The sequence below is a fragment of the Streptomyces sp. NPDC091287 genome (genome assembly GCF_044768525.1).
Taxonomy (GTDB): Bacteria; Actinomycetota; Actinomycetes; order Streptomycetales; family Streptomycetaceae; genus Streptomyces.
On sequence record NZ_JBIVUV010000005.1, the window covers coordinates 122,978 to 138,040 of the forward strand.

Below are 15,063 nucleotides of genomic sequence, written 5' to 3' on the forward strand. Positions count from 1 at the left end.
GATCTCCACGCCGAACGCCACCGAGCTGTGCCCATTCCTCGTGCGCGAGCAGCAGTCCGTTCGCTGCCGCCGATGAGGCCCTCACTCCTCGGCGGGGCGGCGGTAGGTGTTGATCAGGACGCCGGACGGTGTCGGCCGCATTGCGGTGAGGGACAGGCGACGAGGGCTCCTGCCATCGGCGAAGAGCCGCTTCCCACCGCCCAGGAGGAGAGGGAAGACGAGCAGCCGGTACTCGTCGACGAGGTCGTGCTCGCTCAGGGTCGCGAGCAGCTCTCCGCTGCCCAGCACCACCGTCTCGCCCCCGGACGCGGCCGTGATCCGCCTGATCTCCGCCACCGGATCGGCCCCGAGGAGGGTGGAGTTCGCCCAGCCCAGCTCCTTGAGCGTGCGGGAGGCGACGTACTTGGGCATCGCGTTCATCGCGGCCACAGCGGGGTCGTTCAGGTCGGCGTACGGCCAGGTGGCGGCGAAGATCTCGTAGGTCCTGCGCCCCAGGAGCAGAGCGCCGGCACCGGCCGTGGCCTCGCTCATGAACCGCTCGACCACCTCGTCGACGTACGGCAGCACCCAGCCGCCCTGATCGAACCCACCGTCCCGATCCTCGTCGGCCGAGAGGACCGACTGCATGACGCCGTCCAACGAGACGAAGTTGACCACGACCAGCTGACCCATGTGTTGCTGCTCCTGTCCGTGCGCGCGGTTGCCTTTGTGCGGTTGCTCTCATCGATGCTGACCGCACGCGGGACCGGGACTCATCGGTCACGGCGTCGCGGGTTACGGCTTCCTTCACACAGTGCGGTGCATGCCCACCGAGGCCGGTGCGGTCTCGCGGAAGCCGAACTTCTTGTAGAGATGCCGGGCGTCGCCGTCGGCGATGAGGGAGACATAGGCGCCGGTCGGGGCCCGGCGCTCCAGTTCGCCGATCAGCTCGGCCATGATGCGCTTCCCGAGCCCACGCCCCTGATGTTCGGGGAGGACACAGATGTCGACGACCTGGAAGAAGCAACCGCCGTCGCCGATCACCCGCCCCATACCGACCGGTTCACCGTCGTGGCGGACCTGAACCGCGTGCCAGGTGTTCGGCAAGCCCAGCACCGCTGCCTCGGAGGGCATCGCGCTAAGTCCCGCCCCGGGGCGCAGCCGCAGGTAGGTCTCGACGGTAGGCAGCTCGACGGACAGTTCGTAAGGGTCATAGCTCATCTGCATGCATTACATGCTAAGGGAGTCCGGCAGGCGCCACCCGAAACGGGTGGTGTGCGGGGGGCGACGGAACCGGGTAACGTCTTTGTCATTCCAGACGCCGATTTACGAGTGAGCGCGTGATGGGCCGCCGCTGACGTCCTGCCGACGTCGCCGCCCGTCCCCCACCGGTGAATCCGTAGATCACTTCACATCACTACCGGGAGAACCCGTGACCGTGAGCAAGAACATCAACAACCCTGTGGGCCAGGGTGGCGGCCAGCGCAAGAAGTTGTCCCGCGCCGAACGGCAGAACAACGGTCCGCACCGCAATCTCGACCGTCGGAGCGCCGCCGACCAGAAGGCGGAGCTGGTGCGCAAGATGCGCGAGAAGACCGGCGCGGCCGAGGGCACGGGGCAGTCGGGCGACGACACCGCCCAGGGCTGACGCACCGCCGCCGCAGCGGCACCGGACGGGGGCAGGGCGGCACCGCACGGGACAGGGCGGCACCGGACGGGGCAGGGCTTTCTGCGCCCGGCGGCCACCGAGTGATCGTTCGTCTTCGCGCGGCGTTCTGACTGAACGCCGCATTCCGATTGTTCGGCGCACCGGGGAAACGTAGCGTCGCGATCATGGGATCACCGATCGGAAACACCACCGACCAGGCGCCGGCGAACCCGGCCGCCACCGATGACATGCTGGCCACTCAGCCGATCGGCTACTGGAGCGGCCTGGCCCATGCGACCGTCACGCGGCATCTGCGTGACGCGATGGCCAGGATCGACGTCACGCAGCCGCAGTACTGGGTACTCAACAGCGTGAACGGCGGCGGCCCCGCGGCGCCGAGCCGCGAGGAGGTCGTTGACCGGCTGACGCACCTTGCCGACGGGCCGCACGAGATCGCCAGGGTCGTGGACCAACTGCTGCACCGTGCGTGGCTCAACCTCGAACTGCATGATGCCCGGGTCGGGTTGGTGTACGGGGCTCCAGCCCGGCAGGGCCCTCGGGGCAGCACGGGACGGGAGTCCTCGACCGTGAGCGCGGGCCGCTGGATGCGAGGGGCTGATTACCTCGGAGGTAATTGATGCCCTCCGTGAGGCCGCCTACCTTCAGCCTTGTCCGGAGGCCCCACGGAGGGGCCGCTTCCATCCGGGCAACTCCCTGGTGCACGAGAGGAAGACGACCATGACTTCGACGCAGTACGACGGGGTTACCTCCTACGCGAGGGCGACGGGATCCGACGGTTTCGCGAGGCTGGCGCTCAAGCTGGACGCGGTGGTCACCGGCCTCAACGGCATCGCGTACCTGGCACTCGCCACGGTCCTCGACTCCTTCTTCGGCGTCACGACGGCAGTCCAGTACCCGATCGGGGTGTTCCTGCTCCTCTACTCGCTGGGAGTGCTCGCCATCGGGACGCGGAAGGAGATCAACCGCACGGGGCTGGCGGCGGTCATCGTGGCGAACCTGCTGTGGGTTGTGCTGAGCCTGGTGGTCGTGATCTCCGGTGTGCTGTCCCCGACCGGCGTCGGCACGGTCTGGATCGTGCTGCAGAGCCTGACCGTCGGCGGCTTCGCAGCCCTCCAGTACGTCGGGCTCAAGCGGATGTGAGCGGGATCTTGAAGCCACGAGCAGCCGGTGGCACGCTCTCCCCCCATGATCGATGAATTCGCGAAGGACAACCTGCACAGGAGACTGCGACGGGACCGTGCGGCGCTGCTCTGGAAGCTCGACGGCCTGTCCGAATACGACGCCCGCCGACCTCTGACAGCGACCGGGACCAACCTCCTCGGCCTGGTCAAACACGTGGCCACCGTCGAGGCCAGGTACTTCGGCGAGGTCTTCGACCGCCCTTCCCCGGAACGGCTGCCCCGGTGGCAGGACCACGACGGCAGCGATCAGTGGGCGGCCGAGGACGAGACCCGCGAGCAGATCATCGGGTTCTGCCGGCGCACGTGGGAACACTCGGACGCGACGATCGACGGGCTTCCGCTCGACGCCCCCGGCCACGTGCCGTGGTGGCCGCAGCCTCACCACAACACGAACCTGTTTGCCGTCATGGTCCATGTCCTCGGCGAGATCAACCGGCATACCGGGCACGCCGACATCCTGCGCGAGGGCATCGACGGCCGGACCGGGGTGCGCGCCGAGCACGAGCAGCGGATCGACGAGAAGGCCAGGGCGGCCTACTGCGCGAAGATCGAGCGGGCCGCCAGGACGGCCGCACCGATCAAGGCCTAGGAAGGCATCTCCATCGGTAGGGGCGACCTGGCTGGTGGGGCCGGACGCCTGCCGAATCGGGCGCCGGAGCTTGACCCTGCTGCGAGACTTCCGGCATGGATATGGGGCGTGAGTCGCGGTGGGAAAAGGATGCGATGTCGGTGGAGATCGCCTTTGCCCTGGTGACCGCTGCTGCCCTTGCCGCGGCGGTCTTCGCCGTCGCGCTGACCCTCACTCTCGTCTTCGACCTCTCCGATGCTGCGTCCAAAGGCGTACGGACTGGGGGAGCCCTGGCCGGAGGGGCGGTCGGAGTATGGCGTCTGGTGCGGGTGCTGTATCGCTTCGACGTGGAGCGCCGTAAAGGCCACTGACGGCAAGGACCGATCCGTAGCCCGACGACGGCATGCTGTCCTGCCGGCGCCCCCCGCGTAGGTGCCGCCGGCTGTCGCAGGAGAAGACGCCAGCCCCGCCGGGTCTCGTCGCCGGTGGTGGGCCCGACCAGCTCGGCTTCGCCTCCGTACGCGTTCTCCAGTCACAGCCGGGCCTTGGCCACCGCCGCCTGTAGGCGGCGGTGGCGTACCACGGCAAGGAGGATCGCCGCGGCGAGCGCGTAGCGAAGGGCCTGGCCGCTGAGGACGGGGTAGTCGGCGATCGTCGCCGAGACGGCCGTCGAGGTACCGACGAGCAGCATCGCGACGGCGGCCCCCGCGGCGGGAACCGTGGAGGAACTCATGCCGCGTGCTCCTTCGGCTGCTCGACGGTGCCCGCGGGGCTGAGGACCTTGCGGGTGACACGCTCGGCGAGGGCGGCGACCAGAGTGCGCGGCCGGCGCGGCAGCAGGTGTGCGGCCAGGGCGTTGCCGAGTCCGGGGGTGACGTAGCCGCGGTCGCGGTCGAGTGCGCGCAGAGCGGCCCGTACGACCGGTTCCGGTGTGGTCATCGAGCCGTTGACGGCCGCCCTGCGGGTGCCGATGGCCTCGAAGAAGGGGGTGTCGACCGGGCCGGGGCACAGAGTGAGTACGCGGATGCCGCGCCCGCGGTACTCCTGGCGCAGGGCGAGGCCGAAGTTCAGTACGAAGCCCTTGGCTGCGCTGTAGACGGCGAAGTACGGGGAGGGCTGGAAGCCCGCGGTGGAGGCGACGTTCACGACCGCGCCCGTGCCGTGCCGCAGCATGGCGGGGAGCAGTGCGTGGGTGAGGCCGACGAGCGCGACGACGTTGACCATCAGTTGGTCGTGGTCGCGGTCCGCGGCGATGTCCTCGAAGCGGCCGCACGTGCCGAATCCGGCGTTGTTGACCAGCAGGTCGACGCTCAGGCCCCGGGCGGCGACGCTGTCGGCGATCCGCTGGGCCGCCTCGGGCTCGGCGAGGTCCTGGACCAGGACGTGGGCGCGGATGCCGTGCTCCGCGGCGAGGCGCTCGGCGAGGGCGGTGAGCCTGTCCTCGGAACGCGCCACCAGGACCAAATCGTGCCCGCGGGCGGCGAGCTGCGCGGCGAACTCCGCCCCGAGTCCGGATGAGGCACCGGTGATGAGCGCTGCACTCTGCACGGGGGGTCTCCTTCGTCCGTTGAGTAGATAGGGCAAGAGAGTATCCAATGACCCGTTAATTGCAACAGTGTAGATGCAGTTAAATCTGTTACGGCCCAGTGGTGTAACGTTTCGACGGTCACGTAGAGGAGTGGGAGGCGCCATGGGTGAGACAGCGGCACGGCCCTTGCGAGCGGACGCGGAACGCAGTGTGCGCGCGATTCTGGAGGCAGCCGAACGCGTCCTCTCGGTGGATCCCGGCGCGTCGATGGAGCAGATCGCGACTGCCGCGGGGGTGGCCAGGACAACGATCCACCGGCGCTTCGCCCATCGGCAGGTATTGATCGACGCCTTGGCCGCGTCAGCCGCCCGCCGACTCGTCCAAGCCGTGGAGGACGGCAGGCCGGACACCGCCCCTCCCCTGGTGGCACTCCACCGGATCACGGCCAATGTGCTGGAGGTGAAGGGCGCCTGGGCGTTCGCCCTGGAACTTCCGGCCGATCCCGGCAGCGAAGCGGCCACCCTCCACGAGGACATCGGCCGACGCTGCATCACCGTGCTGGAACGAGCCCGGGCGGAGAAGCTCATCGACGAGGCGGCCGACCTCCACTGGCTGCGGCGGGTCTACTACGCGCTCCTCGGGGAGTCACTGCGCGGAAGCCCGGACGACACCGGCATCGACACCGACACCCTCGCCGCCCGCATCATCGACACCTTGCTGCACGGCGCGGGCCCACGCGCCTGAACCGGCCGCCTACCGGTCACTCACCGTCGCCAGCGTGGCGCTCCCCGCACGAGAGACCTGGTCAGGGTGCGGTACATCGCTCCGGGTTTCGTGGAGTCCGGGTGGCGGAAGGCGGCGACCTTGAGTCGACGGATCTCGTCGCGGTGGTGTGCGATGTCCCGGGTGCGGTGGACCAGCGGGATGTCGGCCCAGGGCAACTTCTTGACCTGGGCTAACAGGCCGGGGTGGTTCTTCTTGACGATGGCGAGGTAGTGGGCGCCGCGTCGGCGGAGGTAGGTGCCGTGGGCGTGCTGCGTGTGCGGGGCATCGCCGGTCAGGACCGTGTGGGTCAGGTCGATGGTGTCCAGCAGGGGTGCGAAGGCGGGGATCTCGTTGCTCTTGGAGTCGACCTGCCGCTGGGCCGAGCCCACGCCGTGGTGGTCATCGCTGCCAGGAGTTGGATCGCCGTGGTGGTGGCGGTGCGTGAGCCGCGGATGGTCTTGCCGTCGACATGGTGGGGTAGCCGTTCCAGCCCGGAGGGCGTGGGAGATGTTGGAGAGGCAGGCGCGGTCTCGCTCGGTTCTCATGGGTCTCGACAACCACATGGTCACCGGCACCGTGCCTGCACTGTTTCCCGGACCCACCCGCCACGAACAGGGGCGTGACGTCACGTCACGGACGGGACCGGCGAACCGGACCAATCCTCTTTCCTGGGCGGCCAGTTGCCTGTGGCTTGTAGGGCCATGTATTCCTCTGTCGGCGGGAATGTAGGGGCGAAGTGCGCGGCGGATCGGTCGTGCGGGACCACGATCACGGCAGAGAAGGGGGCCTGAGTGAAATCCCCTGTTTCGATGTGCTCCTTGAAATCGAAGCAAACGGTCCAGCCGTAGTCGAAGAGAATCGCTGATTCCGGAAGTACCACCACGGAATCTGCCTTGTCTGGATAGGCAGTTCTCTTGAGGAACTCAGCTGCCGCGGTGATCGCTTCGTTTTTGGTTACCATCCAGGAAGCTCCATTGCGATAGGGGATCTGCCCGATGACGTCGTCGAGCAGACCCTCGCCCTGCTCCACCAGTTCAAACGGCTCGCCTGAACCGCTGGGCGGGAACCATCTCGACGACGCGCTCGCGGCAGCACTCACGTCAGGGACGACACACCCGCAAGGGTAGACCGCGTTCTCAGGGGGCCTTGAGCAAGTCACGGAGGGCGGCGACGTATGCCCCGATGTCGCGGGCGCCCGCCGCTGCCTCGGTGGTACCGACCGGGGAATCGGCCGACCCGGAGTGGTGGGCGGCGCGGCAGGGGCGGCAGAGTCCGTCGGGGAGGGCCTCGGGGCGTCCGGGGGCCCCGCAGTCGGTGCACTCCACCAGGACGCGGCGGGCGGGCGCGTCGGGCGGGGCGTGCTCGGCCGGAAGCCGGGGCGGGATCTTGTCGGCGAGTCGGCGGCGGACGAAGCCGACCGGGGAGTCGACGCGCGCGGGGAGCCCTGCGGTGAGGGCGGCGGTCAGGTAGTCGGCGTCGACACCCCGAGCGAGCCACTCCGCAGCCTGCGCCTCCAGCGCGGCGCAGTCGTCGGTGGAGAGCCCCAGACGGTGATCCGTACGGCCGAGCCGGGCCAGAGCGAGGTAGGCGGGAGAGCGGGGAGGTGTTGGTGCCGTCGAGTCCGTCGAGTCCGTTGGGCCTGTCGGTGCCGTCGCCGGAGAAGCGGTCTGGGCCGAGCCCGGCGCGGGTGCCGTGTACGGAGGGTCGGCCGGAGGGCGCTGGTGCGGTACGGAGGTGGGGGCCGGGGCCTCCGCAGGCTCTGCGGCCCCCGGGGTGGCGTCCGTGCGAGGTGGCTCCGGCGACTCCCGGACGGCTTCTTCTCGGGACCCCTCCGGCAGCGCGGGAGGCGGCGGGGCGTCGACCGGAACCCAGGGCGGCGGAGGGGCGGTGGCGGAAGAAGCCGTCACTTCGGGTGCGGGATGGGCGGCCAGGGCGGCCTGTTCCGTCGCGAGGTACGCGTTCCACCACTCGTTGTCGCGGGCGGTGCGGGACCAGAAGGTGCGGAAGACCCAGCGGGTCTCGTCGCCCGCGCCGATCGGGCACCGGACGCGCCGTAGGTGCCCGGCGACGGACAGGCCGGTCAGGGACGTGGACACGGCCTGCTGACCGTAGAGCGGGAGCTGTTTGGCCAGGGTCTTCACGCTCATCGCGGCACCCTCGGGGAGGTGGTCGATGAACCCGGCGACGTACCGCTCGCGGGTCGGCAGGAGAGCGAAATCGTGCTGTGTACGGGCCTGTTGGTCCGGCGCGGAGCGTTTGCCGTAGCCGGGCTTGGCCATCGGGTACGCGGCGGAGAGTGCGGGGGCGGGCAGGGCGGAGCTAGTGTGCTGGGTAGCCACGGGATCGACTTTCTCTCGATCGTGCGGTGAGACCCCGGCCTGGTGCTTCCAACACCGCGTCGGGGTCGCTTGGTTCTCGCACCGTAAGCAGTGCGGACGGTCCGCTGCAAGCTGCCGCGAATAGTCATACTTGCTGGCCGTCACGGGGGTGGGGAGGTGAGGGAGGTTTTCCCAACCCCCTCTTCTAGCGGCTTCACCCGCCCACGATCTGAGCTATACGGCCGCTCGCTGATCTTGTTCTCGGCGGAGCACGGGCCGGGGCGGTGGAGGTGGGCCGGGGCTCGGTGGCTACTCTCTCTCCGTCGACCCGGGGCGAAGGGAAGCAGTCTGTGCGAAGCGCCGTCGTGACACCCGAGGGTGGCCGGATCCGCTGGGTCGAGCTGCCGGGACAGGAGCCGTCGCGCGTCTACGTCCATGGTCTGGGCGCCACGTCGCCGGCCTACTTCGCGGAGGTGGCTGTTCATCCTCTGCTCGCCGGACGTCGATCGCTGCTGATCGACATGCTCGGACATGGCATCAGCGATCGGCCGACGGACTTCGACTACACCCTGGAATCCCACGCCGATGCCCTCGCCGCAGCCCTGACCGGCGCGGGTGCCACGGGCGCCGAGCTGATCGCGCACAGCATGGGGGGCTCGGTGGCTGTCGTCCTGGCCGCCCGACACCCCCAACTGGTCTCCCGCCTGGTCCTGGTCGACGCCAACCTCGACCCGATTCCGCCCTCACCCGGCTCCACGGGCAGCAGCGGGATCGCCGCGTACTCCGAGGAGGAGTTCCTGGCGGGCGGCTGGCAGGAGATTCGGGACCGGGCCGGTTCCCACTGGTGGTCCACGATGCGCCTGGCAGGCCGGGAAGCCCTGCACCGCAGCGCGGTCCACCTCACCCGAGGCACCACCCCCACCATGCGCGAGCATCTGCTGGACCTGAAGATTCCCCGCACCTATCTGCTGCCCGAGTCCGACGGCCCGCTCCCGGGCGCCGACGCGCTCATCGAGGCCGGGGTGTCCGTGATCCCGATCCCGGACTGCGGGCACAACATCATGCTGGACAACCCGGAGGGCTTCGCCCGCGCCACCGCGGCGGCGGTTGGCGAAGCCCTCCACGTCCTCACTCCTCGCGCAGGCTCATGACCAGCTCGCGGGGCAGCCCATGGGTGTCGTGGAGGTAGTGGAAGTCCTCCTCGGTCAGCGGTCCTTGGAACCGGGGCTTGGCGAGCACCCCTCGGCCGCGCTCCAGGAGCCCGCGGAACCGGTGCTCCTCTTCGAGCAGCATCCGGAGCACGTCGCCCGGGCGCAGGTCCTGCCGGAAGTGGTCCAGGGTGTGCTCGACCAGTTCCTCCGGCAGGTCCCCCACGCTGTGCGAGGGATCTTCGCGGCACAGCAATGTGAGTACCCGTCGTACCAGGCGGCGCAGCACGTAGCCACGCCCCGTGTTGGCCGGGCGTACGCCGTCGCCGAGTACCACGACGGCCGAGCGCAGGTGGTCGCAGACCAGGCGCAGGGACGGTTCGTCCAGCGGCCAGAGGGCGGGCACAAGGCGGCGCCAGGGGGTGAAGACGTCGCAGTCGAAGACGGACGACTTGCCCTGGAGCAGGGAGGCCAGCCGCTCCAGGCCGAGGCCGGTGTCGACGTTGCGCTGGGGGAGCGGGACGAGGGAGCCGTCACCGAGCCGGCGGTGGGTCATCGTGACGTGGTTCCACACCTCGACCCAGCGGTCGTCGCGGGTGGGCGTCGACTGCGGCGGGCCTTCGCCGGTCCACAGGAAGATCTCCGAGTCGGGGCCGCAGGGGCCGGCCGAGTCGTTGGGCCACCAGTTGTCCTCCACGGTGAGTTCCACGGGGACGCCGAGGCCCTGCCACAGGTCGACGGAGGCGGTGTCCGGCCCGGTTCGGCCGTCACCGGCGAAGGCGGTGGCGTGCAGCAGACCGGGATCGATGCCCAGGCCCTCGGTGAGCAGCCCGTACCCCCAGTCGAGACTGAGCGGGCCCCCGTAGTCGCCCAGCGACCAGGTGCCGAGCATTTCGAAGACCGTCAGATGGGTGGCGTCCCCGACCTCGTCCAGGTCCGTGGTGCGCAGGCAGCGCTGTACGTTCACCAGCCGTCGGCCCAGCGGGTGGGGGCGGCCCTCCAGATACGGCGTGAGCGGGTGCATGCCGGAGGTGGTGAAGAGTACGGGGTCGCCGTCGGGCGGCAGCAGGGTCGAGCCGGTGATGCGGCGATGGCCGCGCTCCTCGTAGTACTCGACGAACGTGCTGACCAGCTGGTCCGTACGCATGGGTGTGGCTCCTTCGCGTCGCAGCGGGGAGGCACCGGAGAACGGGACCGTTCGGTCACCCGGCCGGGGCCAGAGGCGCCACGGCACTGCCGACGGACCGTTTCCGGTCGCCGGGGGGAGAGTGAAGGTCAGGCGGCGGCAACCGGCGAGCTGGTCGCTCGCGCGGTCGCGGTGGTGCTGAGGCCGGTGACGTTCATGCGGCCGAGCCTAGCTCGCCCCGGCCACTGGGGCACGTGAATTCAGCGGGGGTAGCTCGCCCCGGCCACCGGGGCACGTGAATTCAGCGGGGGTAGCTCGCCCCGCCCACCGGGGCACGTGCATTCAGCGGGGGTGGGGAAGGGCGGGAGATGGGTGCCCGTGCCGTTGGCGGGCGACGGGGCTCAGGTCCTGCCCTCGGCCGGCCCCCGCTCCGGTCCCTGGCGGGCCCTCAGGTGGGCCCGCTCGCCCTGGTGGCCGAAGAGGACCAGGAGTTCCACCGTCCGGTCGTCGTCGGGGCCGAGCCAGTGCGGCACGTGGGTGTCGAACTCGGCGGCCTCGCCCGGCTTCAGGACCAGCGTCCGTTCGCCCAGGATCAGCCGCAGCCGCCCGGCCAGTACGTACAGCCACTCGAAGCCCTCGTGGGTCCGCAGGGTCGGCTCGGTGTCCGGGCCCGGCGGGATCAGCAGCTTGTGGGCCTGGACGCCGCCGGGGCGGCTGAGCGGTACGTAGGTGAGGCCGTCGCGGGTGACCGGGCGGAGGTGGATGCGCGGGTCGCCCGTGCGGGGCGCGCCCACCAGTTCGTCCAGCGGTACCGCGTGGACCTCCGCCAGCGGCAGCAGCAACTCCAGCGTCGGCTTGCGCGTGCCGCCCTCCAGGCGGGACAGGGTGCTCTCGTTGATCCCGGTCCGCTCGGCCAACTCGGCGAGGGTCATCCCGTGCCTGCGCCGCAGGTCGCGGAGGCGGGGGCCCACCGCGGCCAGGACGCCGTCCTTGGTGTTCCCGGGCGTCTGTCCTGCTGCGTCTTCTTCGGCTGCCATGTCTGCCAGGTTGCCGAAACGGCATGGGAGCTTGCAAGGGCGGCAGGCCGCAGCGCACCTTCCTGTGCAGCGGGGCGGCTCGTCCGGAGCGGCCTCCACGGGCACGAAGGGAACAGCCATGAGCAGCGACACCACCGGCGTCACCGACTCCGCCGCCTTCTGGGAGAACCACTACTCCGGCGTCGACGCACAGTGGGGCACCCGCCCCAACGCCGTCCTCGCCGAGGTCGTCACCGCCCTGGCCCCCGCGCCGGGCGGCGGCGGACGGGCACTGGACCTGGGCTGCGGGCACGGCGGCGACGCGCTCTGGCTCGCCTCGCTCGGCTGGGACGTCACCGCCGTCGACGTCTCGTCCACCGCCCTGGGCCGGGTCGCCGCCGGGGCCGCCGCGGCCGGGCTGACCGACCGCGTCCACCCGAGCCGGCACGACCTGGCCCGGACCTTCCCCGACGGGACCTTCGGCCTGGTGACCGCCAGCTATTTCCACACCCCTGTGGAGATCCCCCGCGAGCAGGTGCTCCGGCGCGCCGCCGAGGCCGTCGCCCCCGGCGGCCTGCTCGTGCTGGTCGAGCACGCCTCGCTCGCCCCCTGGTCCTGGCGGGACGGCCACGAGGACGTACGCTTCCCCGCCCCCGACGACGTACTCGCGTCCCTGCGGCTCGGCGACGGGTGGCGGACCGAGCTGTGCCACGCGCCCCGGCGGAGCGCCACCGGGCCCGCCGGCGAGACGGCGACCGTGACCGACAACGTCATCGCCGTCCGACGCGCCGAGACCCGGGACTGAGGCGCCCACCCGGACCGCCGCGGCCAAGAGGCCGCGTTCGGGCGTGGCAGGCGGACATCCGCCGGGCCCGGGTCAGGCAGGAGCGAGTTCGGCTGCCCCGAAGGAGACGCTGAACCGGGCGCACCAAATGCTCACGCCGGTGAACTCGTCGAGGTCGACGCCGGCCGGCAGGGCGTAGTTCTGGTCGCCCTTGTTGCCTTTGAGCTTGCCGAGGCTCTCGTACGCGCCGTCGTCGAACACGCTCCAGCCCGCCCTGCCCGCCTTCACCGGAGCGTCGGTGATCCAGACGTGCAGATCGGGGCCGTTGCTGGTGTCCAGGCCCTCCAGGCGCAGAGTGCGCGAGCCGTCGGGCAGCCGGACCACCTTGACCGTGCCGGTCGTGCGGTGCTCGTGGCTGATCAGCTCACCGGTTGCCAGGGTCTCCGGTCCCGGCGGCGCCGTGGACCGGGAGGCGCCGGGGGAAGGCGGCGCGGTCTCCGGCGGGGCGGTGGGGACGGCCAGTTCCTCGCGTACGGTCTCGTCCTGCCACAGCTTCCAGGGCTGGAACCAGTACAGTCCCGCGCTCACGGCCAGCGTGGCGGCGACCAGCGCGCCGGCGAGCACCGGCCCGCGCGATCGCCGTCGCTTCGGAGCGTCCGCGCGCTGCGGATCGTGCGTGGTCATGGTTGCCTCTCTTGGGGCCTGCCGGGTGTCGGGTGCGGGCCGTAACCCGGTGTGCATCGGGACGGGAAGGACGCCCGCGCGCCACCGGACCCAGTAGACGCGCCCGAACAGGGACCACCAGGGTCTTCGTATGCCGACGACGATTCCCGGGTTGTCGCCTTCCCGGTAGTGCAACACCTTGTCACCGACCCGTAACGCGACGGGTGCGGGCGTCCCCGACACCCGAGCCGGGGGCGTCGGGGTGGCGCTGTGGCAGGGGTCGTCGGCGCCGCTGGACTCGGTGAGGGGCATGGAAATCACCCTACGAAGGTGAAGTGGGCATAACGGACTTCCAGTTCTTACGAAAGCGGAACGTCGACGGCTGGACCAGGGCCGAACGCACCGGTCGCCGCCGACCGGTGCGAGGCTGGGACCATGCAGACACCATCGCCGGACGCCGGGCTTCGCGTGCTCGTCGGGGACGACGGCCCGACCGTGGCCGAGGCCGTCGCGGGACGCCCGGGCCGCGTCGGGTACGAGGTCACCCGCGCCGACGACGGACCGGCGGCCCCGGAGTGCGCCGCGCGGCACCGGCCCGGCCGACCGGGGCACTCGACGACGACCGAAGGCTGACGGACCCGTGCTGGACATACTCATCATCGCCCTGCTGGCCTTCCTGGGCGCCGCGGTCGCCGGTCTGCTCGGCGCCCTGGCGCTGCGGCTCCTGCGCCACCGTTCCCTCGTGGTCACTCTCGCCGTCGTCGCGGCCGTCGCGGTCCTCGCGATGCTGCTCGGAACCCTGGCCGTGGCCTGGGAGATGTTCCTGTCGCCGCACGACCTGAACGTGATCGTGATCGTCGTGGCGATGGCGGCCGTGGTCTCGCTGGCCACCGCGCTGCTGCTCGGCCGCTGGGTGGTCGCCCGCAGCCTGGCCCTGACCGAGGCGGCCCGCTCGTTCGGTGACGGTGGCAGCTTCGCCGCGCCCGCACGCGCGGCGACCGCGGAACTGATGGCGCTGAGCGCGGAGCTGGAGTCCAGCAGCGCCAAGCTGGCGGAGTCGAGGGACCGTGAACGTGCCCTGGAGGCGTCACGGCGAGAGCTGGTGACCTGGATCTCGCACGACCTGCGTACCCCGCTCGCCGGTCTGCGCGCCATGTCCGAGGCACTTGAGGACGGTGTGGCCACCGACCCCGACCGCTATCTGCGCCAGATCCGCTCCGAGGTCGAACGCCTCGACACCCTGGTCGGCGACCTCTTCGAGCTGTCCCGCATCCACGCGGGTGCCCTCGTTCTGAGTCGCGCCCGGATCTCCGTCTACGACCTGGTCGCCGACGCCATGGCCGGGGCCGACCCGCTCGCCCGGGAGCACGGAGTGCGCCTGGTCGGCGAGGCGGTCGACCGGGTGCCGGTGGAGGTCGACAGCAGGGAGATGAGCCGCGTCCTGGGCAACCTCCTCGTGAACGCGATCCATCGCACTCCCTCCGACGGCACGGTCGCGGTGGCCGCGCGGCGCACCGACGGTGGTGTCGTCCTGTCCGTCACCGACAGGTGCGGCGGTATCCCCGAGGATGAGCTGCCACGCGTCTTCGACACCGGCTGGCGCGGTAACCACGCCCGTACGCCGCCGGCGGGAGCAGGGCTCGGCCTGGCCATCGTGGCGGGCATCGTCGAAGCCCACCAGGGGCGGGCCGCCGTACGCAATGTGACGGGCGGCTGCCGCTTCGAAGTCACCCTGCCCGCGGCACGTCCTCGGGGGTGGCCGCCGGAAGCTCCGCCACCCGGTCCTCCGCCCCGATGTTCCGGGTCTGTTCCGCCACCCACTCGGGGCTGATCGCCGGAGTCCGGCCCGGGGCCGGGTCGTTGACGAACAGGCAGAACGGGTGGCCCACCGGGTCGAAGAGCACCCGTACGTCGGGCTGCGGCTGGAACTCCGCAGGTGTCGCGCCCTCCGCCACCGCATGGGCCACGCCCGTCTCCAGGTCCGTCACCTCGAAGTCCAGGTGCAGCATCATCAGCTGGTCGCCGGGGGACGCGGGCCAGACCGGAGGCACGTAGGCCTTCTCCGTCTGGAAGCCCAGGCCGGAGCCGCCGCCGGGCGGGAGGAGCTTTACCCAGCCCGGCTCCTCCTGCACCGGCTCCCACCCCAGGAGGCGGCGGTAGAAGTCAGCCAGCTCCGCCGCGTCCGGGGCGTCGAGCACCGTGCTGGAGAGGGTCAGGGACGGTCGGGGGGTGGTCACGGTGAGCCTCCTCGCTCCGGAGATGAGCCGGAGATGAGCCGGGGATGAGCCCCGGGGATGAGCCGGGATGAGCCGGGGACG

The 15,063-nt window shown here is 70.8% G+C and carries 21 protein-coding genes; 10 read left to right on the forward strand and 11 right to left on the reverse strand.

Going from position 1 to position 15,063, the window contains the following annotated elements:
- Positions 1 to 81 precede the first annotated feature (81 nt).
- The gene (locus tag ACIQRW_RS09450) at positions 82 to 672 is read right to left on the reverse strand and encodes a dihydrofolate reductase family protein (protein WP_403756734.1); all 591 of its coding nucleotides are present in this window, start codon (positions 670 to 672) and stop codon (positions 82 to 84) included.
- A 114-nt stretch (positions 673 to 786) separates the two neighbouring features.
- Entirely contained in the window at positions 787 to 1,206 is a 420-nt protein-coding gene (locus ACIQRW_RS09455) for a GNAT family N-acetyltransferase (protein ID WP_403756737.1), read from the reverse strand.
- Positions 1,207 to 1,411: 205 nt separating this feature from the next.
- Between ACIQRW_RS09455 and ACIQRW_RS09460 the strand changes: the two genes are divergently transcribed.
- The 5 genes from ACIQRW_RS09460 (at position 1,412) to ACIQRW_RS09480 (ending at position 3,768) form a co-directional block, all read left to right on the forward strand.
- Complete coding sequence (locus ACIQRW_RS09460) at positions 1,412 to 1,627, forward strand: DUF6243 family protein (RefSeq protein ID WP_361329997.1); 216 nt, start codon at positions 1,412 to 1,414, stop codon at positions 1,625 to 1,627.
- A 185-nt stretch (positions 1,628 to 1,812) separates the two neighbouring features.
- Positions 1,813 to 2,265, forward strand: coding sequence for a MarR family transcriptional regulator (locus tag ACIQRW_RS09465; protein WP_403756740.1), 453 nt, complete (start codon positions 1,813 to 1,815; stop codon positions 2,263 to 2,265).
- A 100-nt stretch (positions 2,266 to 2,365) separates the two neighbouring features.
- Positions 2,366 to 2,788, forward strand: a complete 423-nt coding sequence (locus ACIQRW_RS09470) for a hypothetical protein (RefSeq protein ID WP_398601983.1) — start codon at positions 2,366 to 2,368, stop codon at positions 2,786 to 2,788.
- A gap of 45 nt (positions 2,789 to 2,833) precedes the next feature.
- Entirely contained in the window at positions 2,834 to 3,418 is a 585-nt protein-coding gene (locus tag ACIQRW_RS09475) for a DinB family protein (protein WP_403756743.1), read from the forward strand.
- A gap of 95 nt (positions 3,419 to 3,513) precedes the next feature.
- Complete coding sequence (locus ACIQRW_RS09480; RefSeq protein ID WP_403756746.1) at positions 3,514 to 3,768, forward strand: DUF6332 family protein; 255 nt, start codon at positions 3,514 to 3,516, stop codon at positions 3,766 to 3,768.
- Between the two features lie 161 nt (positions 3,769 to 3,929).
- Here ACIQRW_RS09480 and ACIQRW_RS09485 read toward each other — a convergent pair whose 3' ends face one another.
- On the reverse strand, positions 3,930 to 4,130 hold the full coding sequence (locus ACIQRW_RS09485) for a hypothetical protein (protein WP_403756748.1): 201 nt from the start codon (positions 4,128 to 4,130) through the stop codon (positions 3,930 to 3,932).
- Positions 4,127 to 4,945, reverse strand: a complete 819-nt coding sequence (locus tag ACIQRW_RS09490; protein WP_403756751.1) for an SDR family NAD(P)-dependent oxidoreductase — start codon at positions 4,943 to 4,945, stop codon at positions 4,127 to 4,129. Before ACIQRW_RS09490 ends, ACIQRW_RS09485 begins: the two co-directional genes overlap by 4 nt.
- 142 nt (positions 4,946 to 5,087) lie before the next feature.
- Here ACIQRW_RS09490 and ACIQRW_RS09495 point away from each other — a divergent pair, with 142 nt between their 5' ends.
- Positions 5,088 to 5,669, forward strand: a complete 582-nt coding sequence (locus ACIQRW_RS09495; RefSeq protein ID WP_403756754.1) for a TetR/AcrR family transcriptional regulator — start codon at positions 5,088 to 5,090, stop codon at positions 5,667 to 5,669.
- Between the two features lie 20 nt (positions 5,670 to 5,689).
- Here the strand turns inward: ACIQRW_RS09495 and ACIQRW_RS09500 are convergent, their stop codons facing one another.
- The 3 genes from ACIQRW_RS09500 to ACIQRW_RS09510 all read right to left on the reverse strand — a co-directional run bounded on the left by ACIQRW_RS09500 (position 5,690) and on the right by ACIQRW_RS09510 (position 8,029).
- Positions 5,690 to 6,079 (reverse strand): transposase, encoded by a 390-nt coding sequence (locus ACIQRW_RS09500; RefSeq protein WP_403756757.1) that lies wholly within the window; start codon positions 6,077 to 6,079, stop codon positions 5,690 to 5,692.
- Between the two features lie 236 nt (positions 6,080 to 6,315).
- Positions 6,316 to 6,789, reverse strand: coding sequence for a YrhB domain-containing protein (locus tag ACIQRW_RS09505; protein ID WP_403756760.1), 474 nt, complete (start codon positions 6,787 to 6,789; stop codon positions 6,316 to 6,318).
- Positions 6,790 to 6,826: 37 nt separating this feature from the next.
- A complete protein-coding gene (locus ACIQRW_RS09510) occupies positions 6,827 to 8,029 on the reverse strand; it encodes a MarR family transcriptional regulator (protein WP_403756763.1) in 1,203 nt (400 codons plus the stop codon).
- Between the two features lie 329 nt (positions 8,030 to 8,358).
- On the opposite strand from ACIQRW_RS09510, the gene ACIQRW_RS09515 reads away from it, so the two are divergent.
- Entirely contained in the window at positions 8,359 to 9,159 is an 801-nt protein-coding gene (locus tag ACIQRW_RS09515; protein WP_403756765.1) for an alpha/beta fold hydrolase, read from the forward strand.
- Here ACIQRW_RS09515 and ACIQRW_RS09520 read toward each other — a convergent pair.
- Positions 9,137 to 10,303 carry an alanine--tRNA ligase-related protein gene (locus tag ACIQRW_RS09520; protein ID WP_403756767.1) on the reverse strand — a complete coding sequence of 389 codons (1,167 nt, stop codon included), beginning with the start codon at positions 10,301 to 10,303 and terminating at the stop codon, positions 9,137 to 9,139. The two genes, ACIQRW_RS09515 and ACIQRW_RS09520, sit on opposite strands and share 23 nt — an antisense overlap.
- 380 nt (positions 10,304 to 10,683) lie before the next feature.
- The gene (locus tag ACIQRW_RS09525; protein WP_403756770.1) at positions 10,684 to 11,319 is read right to left on the reverse strand and encodes a helix-turn-helix domain-containing protein; all 636 of its coding nucleotides are present in this window, start codon (positions 11,317 to 11,319) and stop codon (positions 10,684 to 10,686) included.
- Between the two features lie 118 nt (positions 11,320 to 11,437).
- Between ACIQRW_RS09525 and ACIQRW_RS09530 the strand changes: the two genes are divergently transcribed.
- Positions 11,438 to 12,103 (forward strand): SAM-dependent methyltransferase, encoded by a 666-nt coding sequence (locus tag ACIQRW_RS09530; RefSeq protein ID WP_403756772.1) that lies wholly within the window; start codon positions 11,438 to 11,440, stop codon positions 12,101 to 12,103.
- A 72-nt stretch (positions 12,104 to 12,175) separates the two neighbouring features.
- On the opposite strand, the gene ACIQRW_RS09535 is transcribed toward ACIQRW_RS09530, so the two are convergent.
- The gene (locus ACIQRW_RS09535; RefSeq protein WP_403757423.1) at positions 12,176 to 12,766 is read right to left on the reverse strand and encodes a DM13 domain-containing protein; all 591 of its coding nucleotides are present in this window, start codon (positions 12,764 to 12,766) and stop codon (positions 12,176 to 12,178) included.
- Between the two features lie 414 nt (positions 12,767 to 13,180).
- Here ACIQRW_RS09535 and ACIQRW_RS09540 point away from each other — a divergent pair, with 414 nt between their 5' ends.
- On the forward strand, positions 13,181 to 13,378 hold the full coding sequence (locus tag ACIQRW_RS09540; protein ID WP_403756775.1) for a hypothetical protein: 198 nt from the start codon (positions 13,181 to 13,183) through the stop codon (positions 13,376 to 13,378).
- A gap of 7 nt (positions 13,379 to 13,385) precedes the next feature.
- Complete coding sequence (locus ACIQRW_RS09545; protein WP_403756777.1) at positions 13,386 to 14,576, forward strand: sensor histidine kinase; 1,191 nt, start codon at positions 13,386 to 13,388, stop codon at positions 14,574 to 14,576.
- Here ACIQRW_RS09545 and ACIQRW_RS09550 read toward each other — a convergent pair.
- A complete protein-coding gene (locus ACIQRW_RS09550) occupies positions 14,473 to 14,982 on the reverse strand; it encodes a VOC family protein (RefSeq protein WP_403756779.1) in 510 nt (169 codons plus the stop codon). The two genes, ACIQRW_RS09545 and ACIQRW_RS09550, sit on opposite strands and share 104 nt — an antisense overlap.
- Positions 14,983 to 15,063: the final 81 nt, after the last annotated feature.

Bases quoted from the DNA above. Each gene is read 5' to 3' on its own strand.
- ACIQRW_RS09495 (WP_403756754.1), top strand. From the start codon at position 5,088: ATGGGTGAGACAGCGGCACGGCCCTTGCGAGCGGACGCGGAACGCAGT.
- ACIQRW_RS09450 (WP_403756734.1), bottom strand. From the start codon at position 672: ATGGGTCAGCTGGTCGTGGTCAACTTCGTCTCGTTGGACGGCGTCATG.
- ACIQRW_RS09520 (WP_403756767.1), bottom strand. From the start codon at position 10,303: ATGCGTACGGACCAGCTGGTCAGCACGTTCGTCGAGTACTACGAGGAG.
- ACIQRW_RS09470 (WP_398601983.1), top strand. From the start codon at position 2,366: ATGACTTCGACGCAGTACGACGGGGTTACCTCCTACGCGAGGGCGACG.
- ACIQRW_RS09485 (WP_403756748.1), bottom strand. From the start codon at position 4,130: ATGAGTTCCTCCACGGTTCCCGCCGCGGGGGCCGCCGTCGCGATGCTG.
- ACIQRW_RS09525 (WP_403756770.1), bottom strand. From the start codon at position 11,319: ATGGCAGCCGAAGAAGACGCAGCAGGACAGACGCCCGGGAACACCAAG.
- ACIQRW_RS09535 (WP_403757423.1), bottom strand. From the start codon at position 12,766: ATGACCACGCACGATCCGCAGCGCGCGGACGCTCCGAAGCGACGGCGA.
- ACIQRW_RS09475 (WP_403756743.1), top strand. From the start codon at position 2,834: ATGATCGATGAATTCGCGAAGGACAACCTGCACAGGAGACTGCGACGG.
- ACIQRW_RS09530 (WP_403756772.1), top strand. From the start codon at position 11,438: ATGAGCAGCGACACCACCGGCGTCACCGACTCCGCCGCCTTCTGGGAG.
- ACIQRW_RS09540 (WP_403756775.1), top strand. From the start codon at position 13,181: ATGCAGACACCATCGCCGGACGCCGGGCTTCGCGTGCTCGTCGGGGAC.
- ACIQRW_RS09480 (WP_403756746.1), top strand. From the start codon at position 3,514: ATGGATATGGGGCGTGAGTCGCGGTGGGAAAAGGATGCGATGTCGGTG.
- ACIQRW_RS09455 (WP_403756737.1), bottom strand. From the start codon at position 1,206: ATGCAGATGAGCTATGACCCTTACGAACTGTCCGTCGAGCTGCCTACC.
- ACIQRW_RS09465 (WP_403756740.1), top strand. From the start codon at position 1,813: ATGGGATCACCGATCGGAAACACCACCGACCAGGCGCCGGCGAACCCG.